The organism is Heliomicrobium sulfidophilum, assembly GCF_057715735.1.
The window spans coordinates 1-20,587 of the sequence record NZ_JBVTZZ010000004.1 but is presented as its reverse complement, the minus strand read 5'-3'; the positions used below and the strand labels follow the sequence as shown (position 1 = coordinate 20,587).

General features: G+C 59.0%; 18 protein-coding genes. 2 read left to right on the top strand and 16 right to left on the bottom strand.

The window, feature by feature from the left end; all coding sequences use genetic code 11:
• Window positions 1-32: 32 nt before the first annotated feature.
• The 10 genes from priA to AC0CW1_RS01395 all read right to left on the bottom strand — a co-directional run bounded on the left by priA (window position 33) and on the right by AC0CW1_RS01395 (window position 11,542).
• Entirely contained in the window at window positions 33-2,354 is a 2,322-nt protein-coding gene (gene priA / locus AC0CW1_RS01440) for a replication restart helicase PriA (protein ID WP_488181342.1), read from the bottom strand.
• Between the two features lie 70 nt (window positions 2,355-2,424).
• Complete coding sequence (gene metK, locus AC0CW1_RS01435; RefSeq protein WP_488181341.1) at window positions 2,425-3,618, bottom strand: methionine adenosyltransferase; 1,194 nt, start codon at window positions 3,616-3,618, stop codon at window positions 2,425-2,427.
• A 112-nt stretch (window positions 3,619-3,730) separates the two neighbouring features.
• Entirely contained in the window at window positions 3,731-5,110 is a 1,380-nt protein-coding gene (coaBC, locus tag AC0CW1_RS01430) for a bifunctional phosphopantothenoylcysteine decarboxylase/phosphopantothenate--cysteine ligase CoaBC (protein ID WP_488181340.1), read from the bottom strand.
• Entirely contained in the window at window positions 5,107-5,316 is a 210-nt protein-coding gene (gene rpoZ / locus AC0CW1_RS01425) for a DNA-directed RNA polymerase subunit omega (RefSeq protein ID WP_488181339.1), read from the bottom strand. Before rpoZ ends, coaBC begins: the two co-directional genes overlap by 4 nt.
• A 41-nt stretch (window positions 5,317-5,357) precedes the next feature.
• On the bottom strand, window positions 5,358-5,939 hold the full coding sequence (gene gmk, locus AC0CW1_RS01420) for a guanylate kinase (protein WP_488182091.1): 582 nt from the start codon (window positions 5,937-5,939) through the stop codon (window positions 5,358-5,360).
• 34 nt (window positions 5,940-5,973) lie between these two features.
• The gene (gene remA, locus AC0CW1_RS01415) at window positions 5,974-6,249 is read right to left on the bottom strand and encodes an extracellular matrix/biofilm regulator RemA (RefSeq protein ID WP_488181338.1); all 276 of its coding nucleotides are present in this window, start codon (window positions 6,247-6,249) and stop codon (window positions 5,974-5,976) included.
• A 13-nt stretch (window positions 6,250-6,262) separates the two neighbouring features.
• Window positions 6,263-6,571 (bottom strand): integration host factor, actinobacterial type, encoded by a 309-nt coding sequence (gene mihF, locus AC0CW1_RS01410; protein WP_488181337.1) that lies wholly within the window; start codon window positions 6,569-6,571, stop codon window positions 6,263-6,265.
• 30 nt (window positions 6,572-6,601) lie between these two features.
• The gene (locus tag AC0CW1_RS01405; RefSeq protein WP_488181336.1) at window positions 6,602-7,480 is read right to left on the bottom strand and encodes a YicC/YloC family endoribonuclease; all 879 of its coding nucleotides are present in this window, start codon (window positions 7,478-7,480) and stop codon (window positions 6,602-6,604) included.
• Between the two features lie 252 nt (window positions 7,481-7,732).
• A complete protein-coding gene (gene dapF / locus AC0CW1_RS01400; RefSeq protein ID WP_488181335.1) occupies window positions 7,733-8,578 on the bottom strand; it encodes a diaminopimelate epimerase in 846 nt (281 codons plus the stop codon).
• Window positions 8,579-8,623: 45 nt separating this feature from the next.
• Complete coding sequence (locus tag AC0CW1_RS01395) at window positions 8,624-11,542, bottom strand: cation-translocating P-type ATPase (protein ID WP_488181334.1); 2,919 nt, start codon at window positions 11,540-11,542, stop codon at window positions 8,624-8,626.
• Window positions 11,543-11,738: 196 nt separating this feature from the next.
• Here AC0CW1_RS01395 and AC0CW1_RS01390 point away from each other — a divergent pair, with 196 nt between their 5' ends.
• Complete coding sequence (locus tag AC0CW1_RS01390) at window positions 11,739-13,652, top strand: Rqc2 family fibronectin-binding protein (RefSeq protein ID WP_488181333.1); 1,914 nt, start codon at window positions 11,739-11,741, stop codon at window positions 13,650-13,652.
• A gap of 300 nt (window positions 13,653-13,952) precedes the next feature.
• On the opposite strand, the gene AC0CW1_RS01385 is transcribed toward AC0CW1_RS01390, so the two are convergent.
• Window positions 13,953-14,390: a hypothetical protein gene (locus AC0CW1_RS01385; protein WP_488181332.1), complete on the bottom strand. Its 438-nt coding sequence runs from the start codon at window positions 14,388-14,390 to the stop codon at window positions 13,953-13,955.
• Between the two features lie 282 nt (window positions 14,391-14,672).
• On the opposite strand from AC0CW1_RS01385, the gene AC0CW1_RS01380 reads away from it, so the two are divergent.
• Window positions 14,673-15,731 (top strand): stalk domain-containing protein, encoded by a 1,059-nt coding sequence (locus AC0CW1_RS01380; RefSeq protein ID WP_488181331.1) that lies wholly within the window; start codon window positions 14,673-14,675, stop codon window positions 15,729-15,731.
• Window positions 15,732-15,811: 80 nt separating this feature from the next.
• On the opposite strand, the gene AC0CW1_RS01375 is transcribed toward AC0CW1_RS01380, so the two are convergent.
• The 5 genes from AC0CW1_RS01375 to AC0CW1_RS01355 form a co-directional block, all read right to left on the bottom strand.
• Window positions 15,812-15,934 carry a hypothetical protein gene (locus tag AC0CW1_RS01375; protein ID WP_488181330.1) on the bottom strand — a complete coding sequence of 41 codons (123 nt, stop codon included), beginning with the start codon at window positions 15,932-15,934 and terminating at the stop codon, window positions 15,812-15,814.
• A 103-nt stretch (window positions 15,935-16,037) separates the two neighbouring features.
• Window positions 16,038-17,762, bottom strand: coding sequence for a DUF3369 domain-containing protein (locus AC0CW1_RS01370; protein ID WP_488181329.1), 1,725 nt, complete (start codon window positions 17,760-17,762; stop codon window positions 16,038-16,040).
• A 14-nt stretch (window positions 17,763-17,776) separates the two neighbouring features.
• Complete coding sequence (locus AC0CW1_RS01365; RefSeq protein ID WP_488181328.1) at window positions 17,777-19,696, bottom strand: PDC sensor domain-containing protein; 1,920 nt, start codon at window positions 19,694-19,696, stop codon at window positions 17,777-17,779.
• Complete coding sequence (locus AC0CW1_RS01360; protein ID WP_488181327.1) at window positions 19,696-19,947, bottom strand: hypothetical protein; 252 nt, start codon at window positions 19,945-19,947, stop codon at window positions 19,696-19,698. Before AC0CW1_RS01360 ends, AC0CW1_RS01365 begins: the two co-directional genes overlap by 1 nt.
• Window positions 19,948-19,957: 10 nt before the next feature.
• Window positions 19,958-20,452, bottom strand: a complete 495-nt coding sequence (locus AC0CW1_RS01355) for a helix-turn-helix domain-containing protein (protein ID WP_488181326.1) — start codon at window positions 20,450-20,452, stop codon at window positions 19,958-19,960.
• Window positions 20,453-20,587 lie beyond the last annotated feature (135 nt).

Sequence of the window (20,587 nt, the reverse complement as noted above, 5' to 3'; positions counted from 1 at the left end):
CTCAATCCATCGAGCGTTAAGGGTTAAGCACACTAGGGATTGAGCATGGGGCTGATCGTCACACCGGCGGGACGTCCGCGGCGGCGTTTGTATTCCCTCCCGGCAACCGTGAGGGCGGATCGCAACGTCTCTAACCTGTCGCCGCTTGCCCGCAAGGTCAAGAGCCAGCGAAAACGATTTTCCACCTTGGCCACCGGCGCCGGCGCCGGCCCCCAAACATCCAGGCCGCTGGGAGCGCTGCCTGCCAAAGGCTCTGCCTGTTCGCGCAGGATCTCCGCCCACGTATCGGCTGCCAGGCGGACGAGGGGCTCTTCCGGACCGGAAAAAAGGACCCGGGCCAGACGAGAAAAAGGCGGATAACCGAGTTGTTGCCGTAATTCGATTTCCCGGCGGAAAAACCCTTCATAATCATGCATTTGCACCGCTTGCAGGCAGTAATGCTCGGGACAGTAAGTCTGCAGGATCACCTGGCCGGGGTCGCGCGCCCGGCCCGCCCGCCCGGCCACCTGAGACAACAACTGAAAGGTCCGCTCAGCGGCGCGAAAATCGGAGATATGCAAAGAGGCGTCAGCGGCGACGACACCGACCAACGTGACCCGTGGAAAGTCGAGCCCTTTGGCGATCATCTGTGTCCCCACGAGAATCGGCGCTTCGCCGCGGCCAAAAGCCTCCAGGACGGGCGCGATCCCCTCCTGTTCCGCCACATCACGGTCCATCCGCAAAACAGGCGCGCCGGGAAAGCGAGCCCGCAACTCCTCCTCGATCCGCTGGGTTCCGGCGCCGAAGTAGCGGATCGCCCGGCTCCGGCAGTGGGGGCATGCCTCCGGCACAGGGCGGCGGAAGTTGCAATAGTGGCAGTGCAACTGCTCCCCCTGGCGATGGTAGACGAGGGAGATGGAACAACGGGGACAGGTTACGACAGTGCCGCACTCGCGGCAGATGACAAAGGTGGAAAAACCGCGCCGGTTCAGATAGAGGATCACCTGCTCCCGCCGCTGCAACCGGGCTTCCACAGCCTCCAGAAGCGCCTGCGAAAGCATTCCCTTGTTCCCGGAAACGAGTTCATTGCGCATATCGATCACATCGACAGGGGGGAGTTTCCCGCCCGCCGGCCGCTGACGCAGTTGCAGCAAACGGAAGCGGCCCGACAAGGCCTGTGCGTATGTTTCCAGAGCAGGCGTGGCCGAACCGAGGACGACGACAGCGCCGCAATGGCGCGCCCGCTCGATGGCCACCTCCCGCGCATGGTACTTGAGGTCGTTTTCCTGTTGGTAGGAGGGTTCATGCTCCTCATCAAGGATGATCAAGCCCAGCTTCGGCAACGGGGCAAAGACGGCCGAACGGGCGCCGACGACAAGATCAGCCTCGCCCCGGTGGATGCGCTGCCATTCCTGCTTCCTGGCCGCGTCGGCCAGTCCGCTATGCAACAGGGCCACCTTGTTGCCGAAGCGTTCCCGCAAACGGCGCTCCGTCTGCGGCGTCAAGGCAATCTCTGGCACCAGGAGCAAGGCCTGGCGTCCGCGGGCCAAGGTCTCCCGGACGGCTCGGATGTAAACCTCCGTCTTGCCGCTGCCGGTGATGCCGTGGAGCAAGAAGGGCCGGCGATCGACATTGGTCCTTTGCGCTGCATCGAGAGCCTCTGTCAAGCAGTGGACGGCGCGCTGTTGATCGGGGGTAAGAGTGGGCTCGGGAAAAAGCGGCGCCTTATCAGGCGAAGATACTCTCCCTTTTGACAAGTGTGGATCTGTTGCCTCTGCCGATCCCGCCTCCACCTGCCTGGGGAGCAACCGTCGCACGGTCACCAGCCCGGCATGAACGAGCCGTTCAATCACCGCCGGAGGCACACTGCCTGCTTTGCCTGTCAGGGTCGCGAGCTTCATCCGCCGCTGCGGCGCCCGGGAGAGGCGGCGCAGCAGGGCCGCGCATTCCGGGTCGATCCCCTCCCAGAAGGCGATCGTCTCTCCATCGGGCCGGTCAGAGAGGAGCACCCAGGCGGCAGGACGGACCGGGGGGCCGGGCGGCGCCATCATCCGCAGCACATCGGCCATCGTCCCCAAGGCCTCCTTAGCCAGCCAGGGCACGAGTGCCAGCAAGTCGGAGCCCAAAGGGTAGCTGACCTTTACGGCCTCGATTGGCTGTATGGAGAAGGCTTTTTCCAACTCCGCCGTGGCAGCCTCAACAGCCATCACCCAGCCTCGGATTACCTTACCGTGAAAGGGAACCCAGACTTCACAGCCCGGCTGGACCTCTCTCGCCAAAGCCGCAGGCACGCGGTAATGAAAGACGCGATCAAGTTCCTGATGAGGGATGTCCACGACGACCTGCGCGAGTTCAGGCCATTGTTCGGGCGCCATACCGCTTTACACCCCAGTGCGCTTAAAGTGAAAAAGCCCGGAGCCTTGGCTCCGGGCTTCCAGGTCTGGCTTACAGGCCGGCCAGTTTCTTCAGCGCTTCGACCTTATCGAGGCGCTCCCAGGGAAGATCAACGTCGATACGGCCGAAGTGGCCGTAGGCCGCCGTCTGACGGTAGATGGGCCGGCGCAGTTGCAATTCCTTGATGATACCGGCGGGACGGAGGTCGAAGACTTCTTTGACCCATTTTTCAATGTTGGCTTCATCCACCTTGGCGGTGCCGAAGGTCTCGACCAAGACCGAGACAGGATGAGCAACGCCGATGGCGTAAGCCAGTTGGATTTCGCAACGGTCAGCCAGGCCGGCGGCGACGACGTTCTTCGCCACGTGCCGAGCCGCGTAGGCCGCCGAACGGTCGACTTTTGTGGGATCCTTGCCGGAGAAAGCGCCGCCGCCGTGACGGGCCATGCCGCCGTAGGTGTCGACGATGATCTTGCGGCCCGTCAGACCAGCGTCACCCTGAGGTCCGCCGATGACGAAACGGCCGGTGGGGTTGATGAAGTAGCGGGTCTTATCGTCGAGCAGGCTCGGAGGAATGATGGGCAGGATGACGCGCTCGATCAGGTCCTGTTTGATCGTCTCCAGGGAGACTTCGGGCGAGTGCTGCGCCGAGATAACGACAGTGTCGACGCGGACCGGCTTGTCGCCGTCATACTCAACAGTGACCTGAGTCTTGCCGTCGGGACGGAGGTATTCCAGTTCAGCCGTCTTGCGGACCTCGGAGAGGCGGCGGGACAGCTTGTGGGCCAGGGAGATGGGCATGGGCATGTACTCTTCGGTCTCGTTGGTGGCGTAACCGAACATCATGCCCTGGTCGCCGGCGCCGGTGGCTTCGATTTCGCTTTCGCTCATCTCGCCGGTCCGGGCTTCCAGCGCCTTGTCCACACCCATGGCGATGTCCGGAGACTGCTCGTCGATGGAGGTGAGAACGGCGCAGGTTTCACAGTCAAAACCAAACTTCGCACGGGTGTAGCCGATCTCGCGGATCGTCTGGCGCACGACTTTGGGAATATCGACATAGCACTTGGTGGTGATCTCGCCAGCAACCAGCACCAGGCCGGTCGTCACCGACGTTTCACAGGCCACCCGCGCCATGGGGTCTTGTCCAAGGATGGCGTCAAGTACGGAGTCCGAAATCTGGTCGGCCACCTTATCGGGATGACCTTCGGTGACAGATTCCGACGTAAAGAGACGTTTACGGCTCAAATCTGTTTCCTCCTTCGCGGCTTTCGCTGAAAAATGTGTGGATCTGGGCGAAAATGCCCCTCGTTGGCTTTCCTTCCTAGATTATCAAGGACGTTGGAGAAAAACAAGGGCATTAATCACAACTGTGCGATAAGATTTGAACAACCCGTTCAAAAATTCGACAGGCCACTTCTTCCTTCGTCATGACGTCAAGGGATTCCTTCGTGCCCTGTCTGTCGAAGAGGGTGACAATGTTCGTCTCGACGCCGAAACCGGCCCCCGGCTGGGTCACATCATTGGCGACCATCAGGTCCAAATTCTTGCGCCGCAGCTTGTCCAGGGCGTAGGTCTCCAGGTCGTTCGTCTCGGCGGCAAAGCCGACGAGCACCTGCCCCGCTTTGCGCCGGCCTAGTTCCGCCAGGATGTCTGGCGTGCGGACCAGTTCCAAAAACAGGCGGTCGGCCTGCTTCTTCATCTTCTGCTCCGCTGGCGCCGCCGGGCGGTAATCGGCGACGGCAGCGGCTTTGACGATCACATCGACAGCGTCAAAGCGAGAAAGAACCGCCTCATACATCTCCTCAGCCGACTCGACAGGCACCACCTCGGCCCCCTCGGGGACAGGCAGACCAGTCGGCGTCGTCACCAGGACCACCTCAGCTCCGCGCCGGAGTGCCTCCCGGGCGAGGGCGTAGCCCATCTTGCCGGAGGAGCGGTTGCTGATGTAGCGGACCGGATCGATGGCCTCGCGAGTACCGCCAGCGGTGATCAACACGCGGCGACCGGCGAGGTCGCGCGACGGCGCAATGGAATCGCCCTGCTCATCAGGCGCTTCCGGCGTTTCGAGAGCATCCAGCGATCCTGAAATGTTGGGCGATAATAAAACCTCAGGCGACGCCGCTTCATCGGCCCCACCAGGACTGGTCGACGACCCCTGCGCCGCCAGCGTATCCTCGATCGTGGCCAGGATACGCTCCACCTCAGCAAGGCGCCCTTTCCCCGTGACGCCACAGGCGAGCCGCCCCTCGTCAGGCTCCACGATGACAGCGCCGCGCGACTGGAGGACGGCCAGGTTTTCCTGCACCGCCGGGTGATTGAACATGTTCACGTTCATGGCCGGAGCGATGACAAGGGGCGAGCGGATGGCCAGCAGTGTCGTCGAAAGAAAATCGTCAGCGATGCCGCAGCGCAGCTTGCCGATGATGTTGGCCGTCGCCGGCGCCAAGACAAAAAGGTCTGCCGCGTCGGCGACAGACACATGAGCCACGTTCCACTGCTTCGGCTCATCAAACATCTCCGTGATGACAGGTCTCCCGGAAAGGGTTTGAAAGGTCAGCGGTCCCACAAAACGGGTCGCCGAAGCCGTCAGGATCACCTGGACCTGGGCTCCGGCCTTGACGAGCCGGCTCACCAGGTCACAAGCCTTGTAGGCGGCGATACCGCCAGAGACGCCGACGGCGATAAATTTGCCCTTTAGGATGTTTTTCTGAGAATGTCCCGCTTCTGGCTGTCTCACTTGAGGCCGCCTTTCGCTTGCCGGTAGGTCACCTTGCCATCGACGATCTCGTGCAAGGCAACGCTGACAGGCTTGGCGGACTTGCCGGCGCTGACAAGGGGATCCTGCTTCTCCACCAGAGAGCGGGCCCGTTTGGCCGCCAACACCACCAGGGTGTACTTGCTATCCACTTTTTCCATCAATTTGTCCAAAGACGGTTGGTTCATGGTCTTCACACCTCCCCAAAACTTTGAGAAAGCTGAAGGAGCTATTCCAGCTTACGGTAGATCCGTGACTTCTCGGCCTCCACGATCGCCCGCAGGCGGGTGATGGCGCGCTCCACGTCATCGTTGATGACACAGTAGTCGTAACGGTTGATGTACTCCAACTCCTGCGAGGCCAGGCTCAAACGCTTTTCGATAACCTCGCGGCTGTCGGTGCCGCGCCCGTAGATCCGCCGCGCCAGTTCCTCCAAAGAAGGCGGCGCGATGAAGATAAGCGCCGCTTCGGGGTAACGCTCCTTAACCTGCAGCGCCCCCTGGATATCGATCTCCAAGAGGACGTCCTTTCCGCTGGCCAGCGACGCTTGCACCGACCCCAAAGGCGTCCCGTAGTAGTTATCATAGACCTGGGCAAATTCGAGAAACCGGTTCTCTTCGATCTGTTGCTCAAAGTCTTCCTTACTCAGAAAAAAATAATGAACGCCTTCCCGTTCCCCTTCACGAGGCTTGCGGGTCGTTGCGGATATGGACAGGGTCAGTTGTGGCAGTTCGTTTAATAGACGGCGGCTGAGGGTCCCTTTGCCCGCCCCGGAGGGACCAGACATGACCAGCAGGACGCCGCGGCCCATGCGAGCCAGGTAGGATTGGAGGATCTGTACGCCTTTATTCGGCTCCCTCGTCTCCATGATGGACCGACTCCTTGGCTGACAGGCGATGCGCCACCGTTTCCGGCTGGACGGCCGATAAGATGACGTGATCGCTGTCGGTGATGATAACGGCCCGGGTGCGCCGCCCGTAGGTGGCGTCGATCAGCATGCCCCGATCCCGGGCTTCCTGAATGATACGCTTGATCGGCGCCGACTCAGGACTGACGATGGCGACAATCCGGCTGGCGGAAACGATGTTGCCAAAACCGATATTGATCAGCTTGATATCCATATCCTGGTTCCTCCTACGTCAGTTTCGCCATCAACGCATCCCGCTGTCGGCTGCCGAGCCCCTGTAAGCGCCGGGACTCATCGATACCGATGTCGGCCATGATGCGGCGGGCCGTCCGCTTGCCGACCTTCGGCAGCGATTCGAGCAGGTAAAGGACCTTCATCCCCCGGACAACCTCGTCGTCCATCCGGTTAAAGACCGCATCGACCGAGACGACGCCGGCCTTCAACTGGTTGCGCAGTTGGGTGCGCTGGCTGCGCACCGCATGGGCCTTTTTCAGGGCTTCCGATTTCTGTTCCTCCGTGAGCATGGGAACCGCCATCAATGATCCTCCTAAGGTTCCAGGTACGACTTATTCTACATTTTGCACCTGTTCACGTATTTTTTCCATTTCGCTCTTCAAATCGACCACATGGCGGGAGATTTCTAGGTCGTTGCTCTTCGATCCGATCGTATTGACTTCGCGGTTCATCTCCTGGACGAGAAAGTCGAGCTTCCGTCCCACCGGTTCGGACGAGGCTAGCGCCTTTTGAAACTGCTCCAGGTGGCTGTTGAGGCGGACGAGTTCTTCGGTGATGTTCGAACGATCGGCGAAGAGGGCCACTTCCATGGCTAAGCGCTGCTCATCAACGGGCGTTTGCCCGAGCAGTTCCTTGATGCGCTCCTGCAAACGGTTCAGGTAGTCTTCGGCGACGAAGGGCGAGCGCTCCTCCACCGCCTTGATCCGGTGGCGCAGCGCCGTTAAGCGCAAAAAGAGATCCTCCGCCAAGGAGTTCCCTTCCTGGATGCGCATGCCCACCAGGCCGTCCAAGGCCTGCCGCGCCGCCGCCTCGACGACGCGGGTCACCTCATCCATGTCCTCCTCCGGTTCATCGAGGGTGATCACTTCCGGGAGGCCGTAGAGGGCGTTTATACCCACATCACAAGGCAATTCCAGCTCCTGCGCCAAGTCTCTCAACGATTTATAATATCGAAGGGCCAATTGTTTGTCAACCTTTACCTGCCGGGTGATTTCCCCATCGGTTTCCATGTTGACGAACACATCGACCCTTCCCCGGGAGACGCCCTGGAAAAAGATCTTCTTGATCGCATCTTCCAGGACCATATAGGTTTTAGGCAAGCGGACGACCACTTCCGAGTAGCGGTGATTGACCGCTTTCGCCTCGACGGTGACGCGCTTCCCTCCTCCGCAGGCTTCTCCCCGACCGTAGCCGGTCATGCTCTTGATCACGATGCATCTTCCTTTGCGCGGCCCACTGCCGTTCCTACGCTATTCCGGATCGCCCGTACATGCGATTAGGATCCGAAAACCATCGCCGCACTATCATTTTCGCGTGATTACTTCGACCTAGTTCCGGCAATTCCTTTTTCAGATTGAAAAAAAGGGGGCTGGTCGCCCAGCCCCGCATGCTTTTTTTAGGGTAAAAGGTCAGGCGATGCGGCAATAGCCTTCCCCAGAGGGGGCGAAGCCGATACTTCCCTTTTACAGGGGGAAATCGCCCTGGAAAACCGCCACCGCCGGACCAGTCATGTAGACGCGGTTGTTCTCTTCGCGCCACTCGATGTGCAGCGGGCCGCCAGCGAGGTGAACCGTCACCTTGCGGTCCGTGTAGCCGTTGAGGACGGAGCCGACGACGGTAGCACAAGCACCGGTGCCGCAGGCCAGTGTAGGACCGGCGCCGCGTTCCCAGACGCGCATCTGCACCTCGTCGGGGGCGACGACCTGAACGAACTCAACATTCGTCTTCGCCGGAAAAGCCGGGTGGATCTCCATCTTGGGACCCAGGGTGGTGACCGGCGCTTCGTCGATGTCGTTGACATAGATAAGGCAATGGGGGTTGCCCATAGACACGGCTGTCACTCGGACCGCCTCATCGCCGACAGCCAGTTCCTGGTTGACGGCAGGGCCTTCCGGCCCGACCATAGGGATCTGGTGGCGTTGCAAGCGCGGCTCGCCCATGTCGACACAGACGCCGGTGACAAGTCCGGCTTCGTCGGTGATGATCTCGGGGATGATGATCCCGGCCAGGGTTTCCACCTCGATGCGACGCTTGGCGACGATGCCCCGCTCGTAGACATAACGGGCCAGGCAGCGGATGCCGTTGCCGCACATCTCCGGCTCGGAGCCGTCGGAGTTGAGGATGCGCCAGCGGATGTCCGCCTTGTCAGAGGGGAAGAGGAGGATCAAACCGTCGCCACCGATACCGTAGTGGCGGTTACAGATGCGGACAGCGATCTCCTCCCAGTCCTCGCGGTCCAACAGGGGCGGTTCCATGGCGTTGACAATGATGAAGTCATTGCCGAGGCCGTGCATTTTTACGAATTCCATCGACGATGCCACCTTTCCGGGATTCAATCTTTTCCTTATATAGTGCTACTGTCCATACAACGCCCGCCCGCCGTCGCGCTGCCCGAGAGGCCGCAAGACGAAGTGGCGGAGCCCAGCCAGGAGCAGCCAGCCGCCGGAGAAGAAGAGGATGACGAGCCAGTGGCTCGGCTCCAGGGGAACGGTCTGGAAGATCCGCTGCAGCGGCGGCAGGTAAACGACGGCCAACTGCATCAGACCGGAGAGGCACACGGCCCCGATGAGACTGCGGTTGGTGAACCAGCCCAGTTCAAAGACGGAGTAGCGCTCCGACCGGCAGTCAAAGACGTAGAAGAGTTGGAAAAAAGTCAAGGTGCAAAAGGCCATCGTCCGTGCCAGGGGAAGGTCGCCCAGGTAAATCCCCCAGGCAAAGACGGCCAATGTGGCTAACCCGCAATAGGTTCCCCAGATCAGGATATTTCGCCCCAGGCCGCCGGCGAGGATGCGTTCTTTCGGGTGGCGCGGCGGCCGGCGCATCACGTCCGGATCGGGCGAGTCCACGCCGAGGGCCATCGCCGGCAGGCCGTCGGTGACCAGGTTGACCCAGAGCAGTTGAACAGGCAACAGCGGCAGCGGCAAGGCCATGAGACTAGCCAGGAACATGACAAGCACCTCGCCGGCGTTGCAGGACAAGAGATAGCGGATAAACTTGCGGATGTTGTCATAGATGGCGCGGCCCTGCTCGACGGCGGTGACGATAGTGACGAAGTTGTCGTCGGAAAGGACCATGGAAGAAGCCTCTTTCGTCACATCCGTGCCGGCCTTGCCCATGGCGACGCCGATATCGGCCTCTTTCACGGCCGGGGCGTCGTTAACACCGTCGCCCGTCATCGCCACCACATGGCCCCGCGACTTCAAGGCGCGGACGATGCGCAATTTGTGGGCCGGCGAGACGCGGGCGTAGACGGCGGCGCGGGGCACCTTTTCCTCCAGTTGCCGATCGTCGAGTTCATCAAGACAGGCGCCGGTAAGCACCTCGTCGGACCGGCTGCTGATGCCAAGTTCCCGGGCGACGGCCAAGGCCGTCACCGGATGGTCGCCGGTGATCATGATCGTGCGGATGCCAGCCTGGCTGCAGCGCTCCACCGCCTGGCGGACGCCGGGCCGGGGCGGATCCATCATGCCGGCCAATCCGAGGAAGGTCAGATCCTCCTCGGCGATTTCCATCAATTTTTCGACCGGCATCCCCGCCGGGAGGGGCCGGCAAGCCAGGGCCAGCACCCGCAAGGCCTCGTCGGCCATGCGCTCGTTTTCATCGAGGATCTTCCGGCGGCGGTCGTCATCGAGGGGCGCTTCCGATCCGTTCCAGCGGACAAAGGCACAGCGGGAAAGGACCGCCTCGGGGGCACCCTTCATGAAGGCCATCATCTGCCCCTTCTGATCGCGCACAATGACAGTCATCCGCTTGCGGTCAGAGTCAAAGGGCAGTTCCTCGACACGATCAAAGTCAGCTTCGACATCCCGATGGAGAAATCCTCCTTTGGCTGCCAGCACCAGGAGCGCCCCTTCGGTGGGATCGCCAGTGAGGGCCCAGTCGCCGGCCGGCGCTTCTCCCTCACCCTTCTTGCGGCGTCCCCAGAAGGGAACGTCCTTACGAGAGCGGGAAGACTCGCCGCCGGTGAGACGAGCGTTGTTGCAGAGCACGGAGGCGCGGAAGAGATCGTCCAGGTCGGCCCAGCCAGTCCCCATCGACGCGCTTCCCGACTCACCGGAAGCCCCCGTCCGGTTAGCCCACCCGGTGAATCCAGCGCCAACACCTTCCGCCCCCACCGCCAAATCCCGCCGCTCGGCGAAAAACTCGCCCACCGGCTCAATCCCCTGGCCGCTCACATCGACGCGCTCGCCCGAGACCCAGACTTGGCGGACCGTCATCTGGTTCTGAGTCAGCGTGCCCGTCTTGTCGGAGCAGATGGCCGTGGCGCAGCCTAGTGTCTCCACGGCAGGCAGCTTGCGGATGATGGCGCGACTACGGATCATCCGCTGCACCCCGATGGCGAGGACGATGGTGACGATGGCCGGCAACCCCTCGGGAATGGCCGCCACGGCCAGGCTGACGCCGGTGAGAACCATCCGGTAGACGGGCTCGCCCTGGTAGAGGCCGATGAAGACGACGACGAGGCAGATGGCCAGGCAGAGGACGACCAGGATCTTACCCAGTTCATCGAGGCGGCGCTGCAAGGGCGTCATCTCGTCGCCAACCGACTCGATCAGGTGGGCGATGCGGCCCATCTCGGTCTGCATCCCTGTCGCCACGACGAGGCCGCGCCCGCGGCCTCGGGTGACGCTTGTCCCCGAAAAGGCCATGTTGTCCATGTCGCCGATGCCCACGCCGGCGGCGGTGATCGGCTCCGGCTGCTTGCAAACCGGCAAAGACTCGCCGGTCAGGGGCGACTCATCGATCTCCAGGTCGTGGACCTCCAGGAGACGCAGGTCGGCCGGCACCCGGTCGCCCGCCTCCAAAAGCACCACATCGCCGGGGACGATGGTGTGGGCCGCCACGCGCATTTCGCGGCCCTCGCGGAGCACCCGCGCCTCCGGCGCCGTCAGTTTTTTCAATGCCTCCAAAGACTGTTCGGCCCGGTATTCCTGGACGAAGCCGAGGACGGCGTTCATCACCACGATGACCAGAATGGTGATGGCGTCGGCCATTTCGCCCAAAAAAGCGGAAATGGCCGTCGCCGCCAAGAGGACCAGGATCATAAAGTCGGTGAACTGCGCCAAGAGCCGCCGCCACAAGGGCACCGCCTCGGCCTCCCGGAGCGCGTTCGGCCCGATGCGCCCCAACCGCTCTTCCGCCTCGCGCTCATTGAGCCCCTGCGAGCCGGCGATCAGCGTTCGGCACAACTCCTCATAGGTGAGCTGGTGCCAGGGCTTGTCCGGGGCGGCGACCGTCTCCCTCCCCGAACGACCTTGGCCTTTACGTTTCATCTGCGTTCCCCCGTTTCCTTGTAATTGCATGCCGCGCCGGCATGCTGGATTCGTGGGCCGCCCCCGGAAATGGACGGGCTCCCTCTTGTCCTATTTCTATGATTGGAAAGGTCTGTCAATGCCTTCCCTTCCAATTGCCGCCAACGGGGCTGCCATGCTATGATGAGGGGCGAACGTGATAAGGAGGGCATACCCAATGGCACTCGACGGACTCACCTTGACCACCATCATCGATGAACTGAGACCGGCGCTCCTGGGCGGGCGGATCGACCGCATCGTCCAGCCCCTGCCGGAAGAGATACACCTGATCGGCCGCACCGGCCACACCAACTGGCGCCTCCTGCTCTCGGCCCACCCCGTGACCGGGCGCATCCACTTGACGAAAAAAAACAAGCCCAACCCGACCCAACCGCCCCTCTACTGCATGGTCCTGCGCAAACACTTAGAGGGCGGGCGCGTCCGTGCTGTCGAGCAATCGCCCTGGGAGCGGGTCGTCCGCCTGCGCTTTGACGCCAGCGACGAACTGGGCGGCCGGACAGAAAAGAGCCTGATCCTGGAGATCATGGGCAAACACTCGAACCTGATCCTCGTCGACGACGCCACCGAGACGATCATCGACGGCATCCGCCGCTACAGCCACGCCGTGAGCCGCCACCGGGAGGTCCTCCCCGGCCGGACCTACATCGCCCCGCCCGACCCGAATAAAAAAGCCCCGTCGGCGGCGACCGACGAGACCCTGGCGGAACTGATCTGGAAGCACGACGAAAACACGCCCGTGGAAAAAGCGCTCCAGCAAAACCTGATGGGCCTCAGCCCCGAAACGGCGCGCGAGATCTGCCACCGCGCCGGCTTGGGCCGCGACGCTGTGTCCGGCGAATGCGGCCGCTACGAATTCAGCCGCCTCGCCCTGGCCGTGCGAGACCTGGTGTCCCTGGTGGAGCGCCAGGAGGCGACACCGGAGATCGTCTGGCAAACGGGCGCCGGCGCACCGAAGACCTTCGCCCCCTGGCCGCTCACCCATCTGGATCCGACCCTGCGACGGGAAAAGATGGACAGTGTCAACGAGGCCGCCGACCGCTTCTACCACAGCAAGGACGAACTGGAAAAACTGGCGGCCAAACGCTCCGCCCTGGTCAAGCGCATCGCCGCCGAATGGGAGCGGGCGCAGCGGCGCAAGACGAGCCAGGAAAAAGACATCGCCTCGGCGGAAAAAGACCTCGTCTGCCGCACCTGGGGCGACCTGCTCCTGGCCAACCTCTACCGCGTCCAGCCGGGTGACTCTTCCATCACCGTGGCCGATCTGACCGAACCGGAACAGACCTATGTGATCGAACTGGAACCCTCCCTGTCGCCGTCAGAGAATGTGCAGGCCTTCTACAGCCGCTACAACAAAGCCCGCCAGACGGTGTTGCTGGCGACGGAGCAAAAAGAAAACACCGCCCAGGAGGTGGCCTACCTGGATACGGTGCTGATCGCTTTGGAACAGGCGGAAACGCCGGGAGATCTGGAGGAGATCCGTCAGGAGTTGGTGACGAGCGGCTATTTGCCGGATGAGGGCAGTAAGGGAAAGGCTGGAAAAGGCGGCTATGGCGGCGCCGGTGGCGTTGCTGGGACATCTGGTGGCGGGAAGGACGCTGGCGGCAAGGCCCGAAAAGCCGGCGCTAAAGGTGGCAAAGGCGGGAAAGGTGTTAAAGGCGCGAGCGGTAAGGGCAACAGAGGCGGCAAAGGTGGCGCCACCGACTCGGAAGGGCCGCCGAAGCCGATGACGGTGACGACGGAAGAGGGCTGGACGATCTGGATCGGCCGCAACAACCGCCAGAACGACTACTTGACGATGAAAATGGCCCGCGACAAGGACATCTGGCTACACACGAAAGACATCCCCGGCTCCCACGTGGTCATCCCCATCCGTGACCAGCGCCCCCTCCCCGACTCGGTGCTGGAACTGGCGGCCTCCTACGCCGCCCACTTCAGCCGCGCCCGCGAGGCGGACAAGGTGCCTGTCGACTACACGGAGCGGCGATATGTACGCAAGCCCTCGGGGGCGAAGCCTGGATTTGTGATTTATGATCATCAGCAGACGGTGTGGGTGAGGCCGAGTGAAGTATAGTTGTAACTATGCTTCTGTTTTTTCAAAAATGAACGGCTCAACTATCGCACTTACGAAATAAGCTTGCGAAGGGATGTTTCCGGATTTTCTCCCGCTTCAATTTTCCATCCGGGAAACTCCCACGTAAACACCGACTTGTCATCCGCAAGACGTTGGGTGATAAAAAATGCGCTCAGTGAGAGATAGAATCATCAAAGCCCCCATTGACACGCTTCATCGTCCGTGTCATCGGGGGCTTTTTCTCATGTACCAACGGCGCCGACAATCTTACCAACTCTGCTTGCGTCTGCGTCTAACACCCTATTTCAACCTAACCTCCCCATTCACAAACTCGACCGTATATTTCGCAAACACAATTTTCTCGCCGGTCACCTTATCCACCTGATTGACTTCAAACAAGCCGTTTCCTTGCAATGTAGCCTTATAATCGCGATTTAGCACAGATGCAATCGTCACATCAACCAGTTTTGTCCGTCCGACCTCGTCCCAGTTGATGGTGCCATCGGGGTTGATAACCTTTTCGTTATTTGCTTTCACCTCTTCGATCTTTTTTTGCAGCATTTCGGCCAGCCCGGCCGATATCTCTGCATTGATGGTGGTCTGCGCTTGATTCGCAACCTCATTGAGCTTGCTTCCGATATCGTTCTTCGCAGCCGAACAGCCAGCCGTAACAGTGGTGGCGGCCAACATCGCCAATGTTGTCAATAGAGTGATACATCGAAAAACTTTACGGTTCACAGCAATCCCCCTTTAGCGAACATCTTTACGGACCTTTTTCACGTCCCATTTGTCCTAGTATGCCAAAAAAGCACATGACTATTCTCGGCCATGCTTCTGTTCTATCGATATGATAGCCCCTAGAAAAGCTGGTTTACAACCATTTTAGGCGATGTTAGCGCCCTGCATTTACTACAAATATTATCATGCCATAATATTCAAATTCTTTGCGATATTTGGACCTTTCAGGACAACATGTGGTACACTGATAAGGAGAATGACGAAAAAAAGGACGTGTGTTCAATGCCGTTCTCCATGAAAAAACCCTTCCTCCTCGCCGCCGCAGGGCTGCTCTGGCTTGCAACCACCACGACCGCCTGCGCCAGTGACGGCGACACATTCCATATCACCCTCGACGGCAAGGCCCTCCCTTTTTCCGGACTGCTCCTTGAAGAACGCGCCCTCGTTCCCCTCAACCCCATCAGCGATTCCCTTGGGGCCGAACCGATCTGGACGCCATCTGACCAAACAGTGATCCTGAAAAAGGCCGACCGGACGATTACTATGAAGATGAATGAGTACAAGGCCACTGTCAACGATCATCAACTCGCGCTGGATACCCCTCCGCAGTTGGTCGACCAAGCTATCTATGTGCCGCTCCGTTTTGTCGCGGAAAACCTCGCGGCCAGCGTATCCTTGGATCCGTCCACAGATACGGTGGCGCTGAAGCGGCTTAAGGAAAACGCCATCACCATCAAAACAGCCAAAGAGTTTTCCGAAAACGAGCAGATGATCATCGACATCCAATACCCGCAGATCGAAGGTATGCAGGATCCGGCCGCCCAGGAGCGGATCAACCGCAAGATTCAAGAGCAGATCGCCCAGTTCAAACAGAAAACCCTCACCGATGCGAAAGAAATGCGGGAATCCTTTCTCGATCCGAATGTCCCCCTGCGCACCTTTTCCATCACCTGCAACTATGAAGTCAAATATAACGCCAACAACCTCGTTAGCCTCCGCTTGATCGATTACAATTACTTAGGCGGCGCCCACGGCATGTCCTACGCCTCTTCCCTCACCTTTTCCATCACTGACGGCAAGATCTACGAACTGCCCGACCTCTTCTCCTCCCCGGCCTACATCGAACGGATCAACCAGCGGATTGAACAGTTGAAAGGCACGGATTACTTCCTCTGGACCCCCTTCACCTCCATCGACCCCAAGCATTCCTATTACCTGAGCCCCAACGGCCTGGTCGTCTACTACCAACTCTACGACATCGCCCCTTATGCCGCCGGGTTTCCTCAATTCACCATCCCATACGCCGAATTGGCCGACCTCTTGACCGTTCCGATTCAATAAGCCGCCCTCCGATAGGACCGCCTTTCTATTGGAACAGCTTCCGATAGGCGATGGTATAAAACGGGAAATTGACCTTTTTCTCATCGGGCAGATACTTCAGGAAGGGCGCTCCCTTCGGGAACGAGGTCGGCCAGTTGTTTCGTCAGCACCCCGTCGCCGCAGCCCAGGTCAAGGATGCGTTCACGATCAATCTGTTTTTTCATCAAGAACTGGAATGGCGTTGCAAAAAAACCGATTAAATCAAAGCGCCCGCATGATTTGCCGCATCTGTACAAAAGCTGGGGAGCCGGGCGGTCCCTGGAAGAGTTATCTGGCCGTTGCGCCGTACTTCTCCCGCACCTTCAAGATCTCATCCAGACGGTTGAAAAAAATCTCGATCAGATGCGGGTCAAAGTGTTCCCCGCTCTCTTTACGCAGATAGCCCAAGATGGCCTCCAACTCCCAAGCCTTCTTGTACACCCTGTCGCAGCTCAAGGCGTCGAAGACATCGGCAATGGCAGCGATCCTTCCGTAGATATGGATCTCATCTCCCTGCAATCCTCGGGGATACCCTTTTCCATTATACCGTTCATGATGTTGCAACGAGATCAACGCCGCCGCCTGCATGATCGGCCGGCTCGACTTTCTCAACATCTCGAAACCGATCTCGGCATGGGTTTGCATCAGCGCAAACTCTTCCGGTGTGAGCGGCCCAGGCTTGTGTAAGATAGCGTCGGGAATGGCCAGTTTCCCCACATCATGCATGGGGGAGGCCATTTTCAACAATTCCGCTTCTTCTTCGTTCAGACCGAAACCGACGGCCAGTATCTTGCAATACTCGCCCACACGCTTGACATGCACGCCCGTTTCAAAACTGCGGGCTTCCGCGATCTCCCCCAGCGTACAGACGATTTCTTTTTGCGTCTGCTCCATTTCCTCTTTCAGGTGGATGTTATCCAATCCGATGGAGACATTGGCGCAGAAAATATGCAACATGTACCGGTCAAACTCGGTAAACTCCCCCGCCCCTTCGAGGTAAATCAAGTTCTCATGGCCGTTTTGGCTCCGAAAATAACTGGCAAAGCTGTTGTGATCGAAGACGTTGCCGCCGTTTTGCCGGGCTTGCCTGATCAAGTCAAGGGCCTTCGCGGGAGCGACCTCGTGTACCGCTTTGTTCACATGGCTGCGATACTCTCCCGTTCCGGCCAGGATAATCAAATCGCTCTTGTCGTCATTGACGGCGGCAGCAAAACTGGACATGCCGAAAAAGCTAGCATTCTCCCTTACACACAGCACCGCGCTCAATTGGGTCAGCACGCAGGAGACAAAGTTGTTCATGGACTGCAAGGTCAGGATGGTCGACGACGATTGAACAATCTTTTCCAACCCTCGTTTGAAGGCGTTGATCACGGTGATGTCCCGGTACGAGCGCAACGCAGCGATCAGGGTGGTGTAGAGCTTTTGGGCGGTCAGTTCCGTCTTTTCTTTATAATCATTGATGTCATATTCGTCGATGACCTTTCGTTCCGGCGCCTCTCCCGGCTGCCCGGTGCGCAGGATGATCCGCACATTCCGGTTACCCAATTCCTCACGAATATGCTTGACCGTGCTCAACCCCGCATGATCGCTTTCCATCACCACATCGAGCAGGACGACGGCCACATCGTCATTCGCTTCCATGATCCTGCGGGCTTCCTGCCCAGTATAAGCGCTGATAAAATGCAAAGGCCTGCCGTCAAAGCAGACGTCCTCCAGGACCACCTGGGTCATGGCGTGAACTTCCCGATCGTCATCGACGATGAGGATATTCCAGGGCACGGGCTGACCGGGCTGCCTTTGTTCCGCCTGCTCCTCTTCATCAATGAAAGCGAACAGTTCGTCCTCTGCCTGGGACGCCATCGCATCATTGCCCATCGCTTCATTGGCAGTCGCTTGATTGCCTATCGCTTCATCGGCAGTCGCTTGATAGCCCATCGCTTCATGGCTCGTCGCTTCAATACCCTCCATGAGGAATGGATGCTGCCGGGGTTGCTCGTCATCTCGTTTGACCATGACCATCATCCTCCTCACAGGGGAATGCAAATCGTAAAGGTGGTTCCATGCATCTCAGGGGCTTCTTCGATAGTGTTGCTGCTGCAGTGGATCCTCCCTAGCAGCCTTTGGGTGACCAGATTATAGACGATATGCAGTCCTAAACCGGTGCCGCCTTTGTTCCGGGCCGTCGTGAAAAAGGGCTCGAAGACCTTGGGCCGGATCTCTGCCGGGATGCCTTTTCCGTCGTCGGTGTACTGCAAGACCAGTTCCTGCTCCACTTGGGCCGCCTGAATCCGAATCCGTCCCTGCTCCCCCGGATCAAACCCGTGGGTCAAGGAGTTGATCACCAGGTTGGTGATGATCTGAGAGAGGCTGCCGGGGTCGCTGTTCATCTCCAGGTCAGGGTCGCATTCCACCAGGACGTCAATCCGGGTGTGCTTCAACTGCGGCCGCAGGCTCAGCAGCACCGCATCCAGGTATTGTTTCACATTGAACAGGCGCTTTTGCTCACTCGACTGGTCGGCAGAGACCTGCTTGAAACTGCGGATCAATTCAGCCGCCCGCCGGAGATTGCTGTAAATGATGCGAGCGCTTTCGCCGCATGTTTTCAGGTACCGCTCTAAATCCGACTTTTTGACTTTTCCATTGGCAAAAAGCTCGGCCATCTCGCGGGTGCGCGTCTCCAGGTGGGACGATGTGGTCACCCCGATCCCGACGGGGGTGTTGATCTCATGGGCCACTCCGGCGACCAAGCTGCCGAGGGCGCTCATCTTTTCGGAATGGACCAGCTGGGCCTGCATTTCCTGCAGCGTCGCCAAGGTCGTCCTCAGTTCCTCATTGGCGATACGCAGTTGTTCTGTCCGTTCCTCCACGCGGTGTTCCAGCGTGGCGTTCAACTCGGCCACTTCATCGCGCGATTCTTTCAGTTCGAGCCACATGCGTCTGGAGAGCCAACTGCCAAGGCTGATCAACAAGGTCGCCGCGATCACGACGGGGATCTGTTTCCACAGCAACAAACGGACCGGCGCCAACGCTTCCTGTTGCGAAACGATGAATCCGATCACCCAGTCTACTTCATCCACCTTCGCATAGTACAGAAAAAAGGGTTGCCCATTCTGTTGAAAGGTCAGCTTTCCGCTGTTGCGGGACATGATTTCGTCGGCTTTCGCGGCAAGACCGGAAAGGGGATCCTCTTTGATGTTGACAGACATGACCTTATAGGCGTCTGCATCGGCCAGATAGAGGCCGTCACGACTGAGCAAAAAGGCTCTCCCCGTTTTTCCCATGTTCTGTTGACCGATGAACCTCTGCAACGCGGTCAAATCGATATCGCCCGTCGCCGCGCCCTTGGGTTTTCCCTCGCCGTCAAAAAAGGGCGCCGACGCCGTCACCATCGTCACGCCGGATACATTGTCGAGGTAGGGTTTGCTCCAGACCACCACGCTGGCCCTGTCTGCAACAGGTTTATTTCTCACGGCAAGGGCGTTTTTATACCAGGCATGACTGTGATAGTCGTATTCCGCCTGGCTGTAATCTTCGGTAAAGACAAGTTGTTCCGCTTTTCGATGCACATAGGGGCCGAAATACTTTTTATCCCGATCGTACCGGTACGGCTCATACCATACGCCGACGCCGTAGGTCTCCGGACTGCTGTTGACCATGTAGTTTTTCAGCACCAGCTCATATTGTTCCGGCGCCAGTTCATCGCCCAAACTCTCGATGTTGTCCGCCAGGGTAGCAGCAATCCTTTTATGTAAATCCAGTTTGTGTGTAATTTCTGAATGGATGTCATCGAGGATGTCATTCATCCGCAGGTCCAACTGCTCTCGGACGATGGCGTCTGCATGGTGATAGCTGACGAGAGAGAGCGACAGCATAGCCACAATGGTAATGGGAAGGAAGGCGGCTAGCAGCCGCGTTCCTCCCCGGACGACTTGTCTCGAATCTCTCATCATACCTTGAACATTCGGACCGACTGGTCCAGTTCGGCAGCCATGCCAGCCAGTTGATTGGCGGCAAAAGTCACCGTCTCGGCCGTGGCGGCCTGCTCTTCCGTGGCGGCAGCCACGTCTTCCAGGCTCTTGGCCGACTCACGGGCGATCTTGGTCACCTGGTCCATCGAATCCACCATGATGACGGCGCCTTCATTGATCTCGCCGACGACGGCGGCGGCGTTCTTCACTTGCTGTGACAACAGATGCACGTGTCGGGTATCACTGAAATTGAGAAAAACAAAACCCCGTTCCTGGACGTTGTTCGACGTTACGAGACGTTACAAAAACCCAATAAAATAAAGGGAATGTGAGTGTGTGAGTGTGTCCAGTATGGATCGAGGACGACCTGACGGAGTGAGACGAAATTCCGTCAGGGATTAGCAAACCTTCGACGATCCCTTCGATTTTGATTCGATTTTCCTTCGACAACTGCCGGACCTTTGCCAAGAACTCGATCTCGTGCGGCGCAATATCATCCCCCATTGCATGCACGGATATTCGTGTGTCTTGCACCGACCCCTCCCCGCTTAACAACCAATCGGCCGTAACACCGAAGAATTTGGACAATGCCAGCAACGCATCAGCTCCAGGCTTCGCTTTCTCCGCCTCCCAATCGCCAACATTACCACGCGACACACCTATCCCATCTGCTAACTCCTTCTGACTTAGCTTTTTAGAAGCTCTAAGTTCCTTTATTCTCTGCCCAATGCTCACAATCATCACCCTCCGCATTAATATTCGAGCGCAAGCTCATTTCTATGCACGAAAAAGACAGCATATCGATAGATTTTTGCACGAAAAACATAGCAAATATTATTGACTTTGCACGAAAATACGTGTAATCTATTG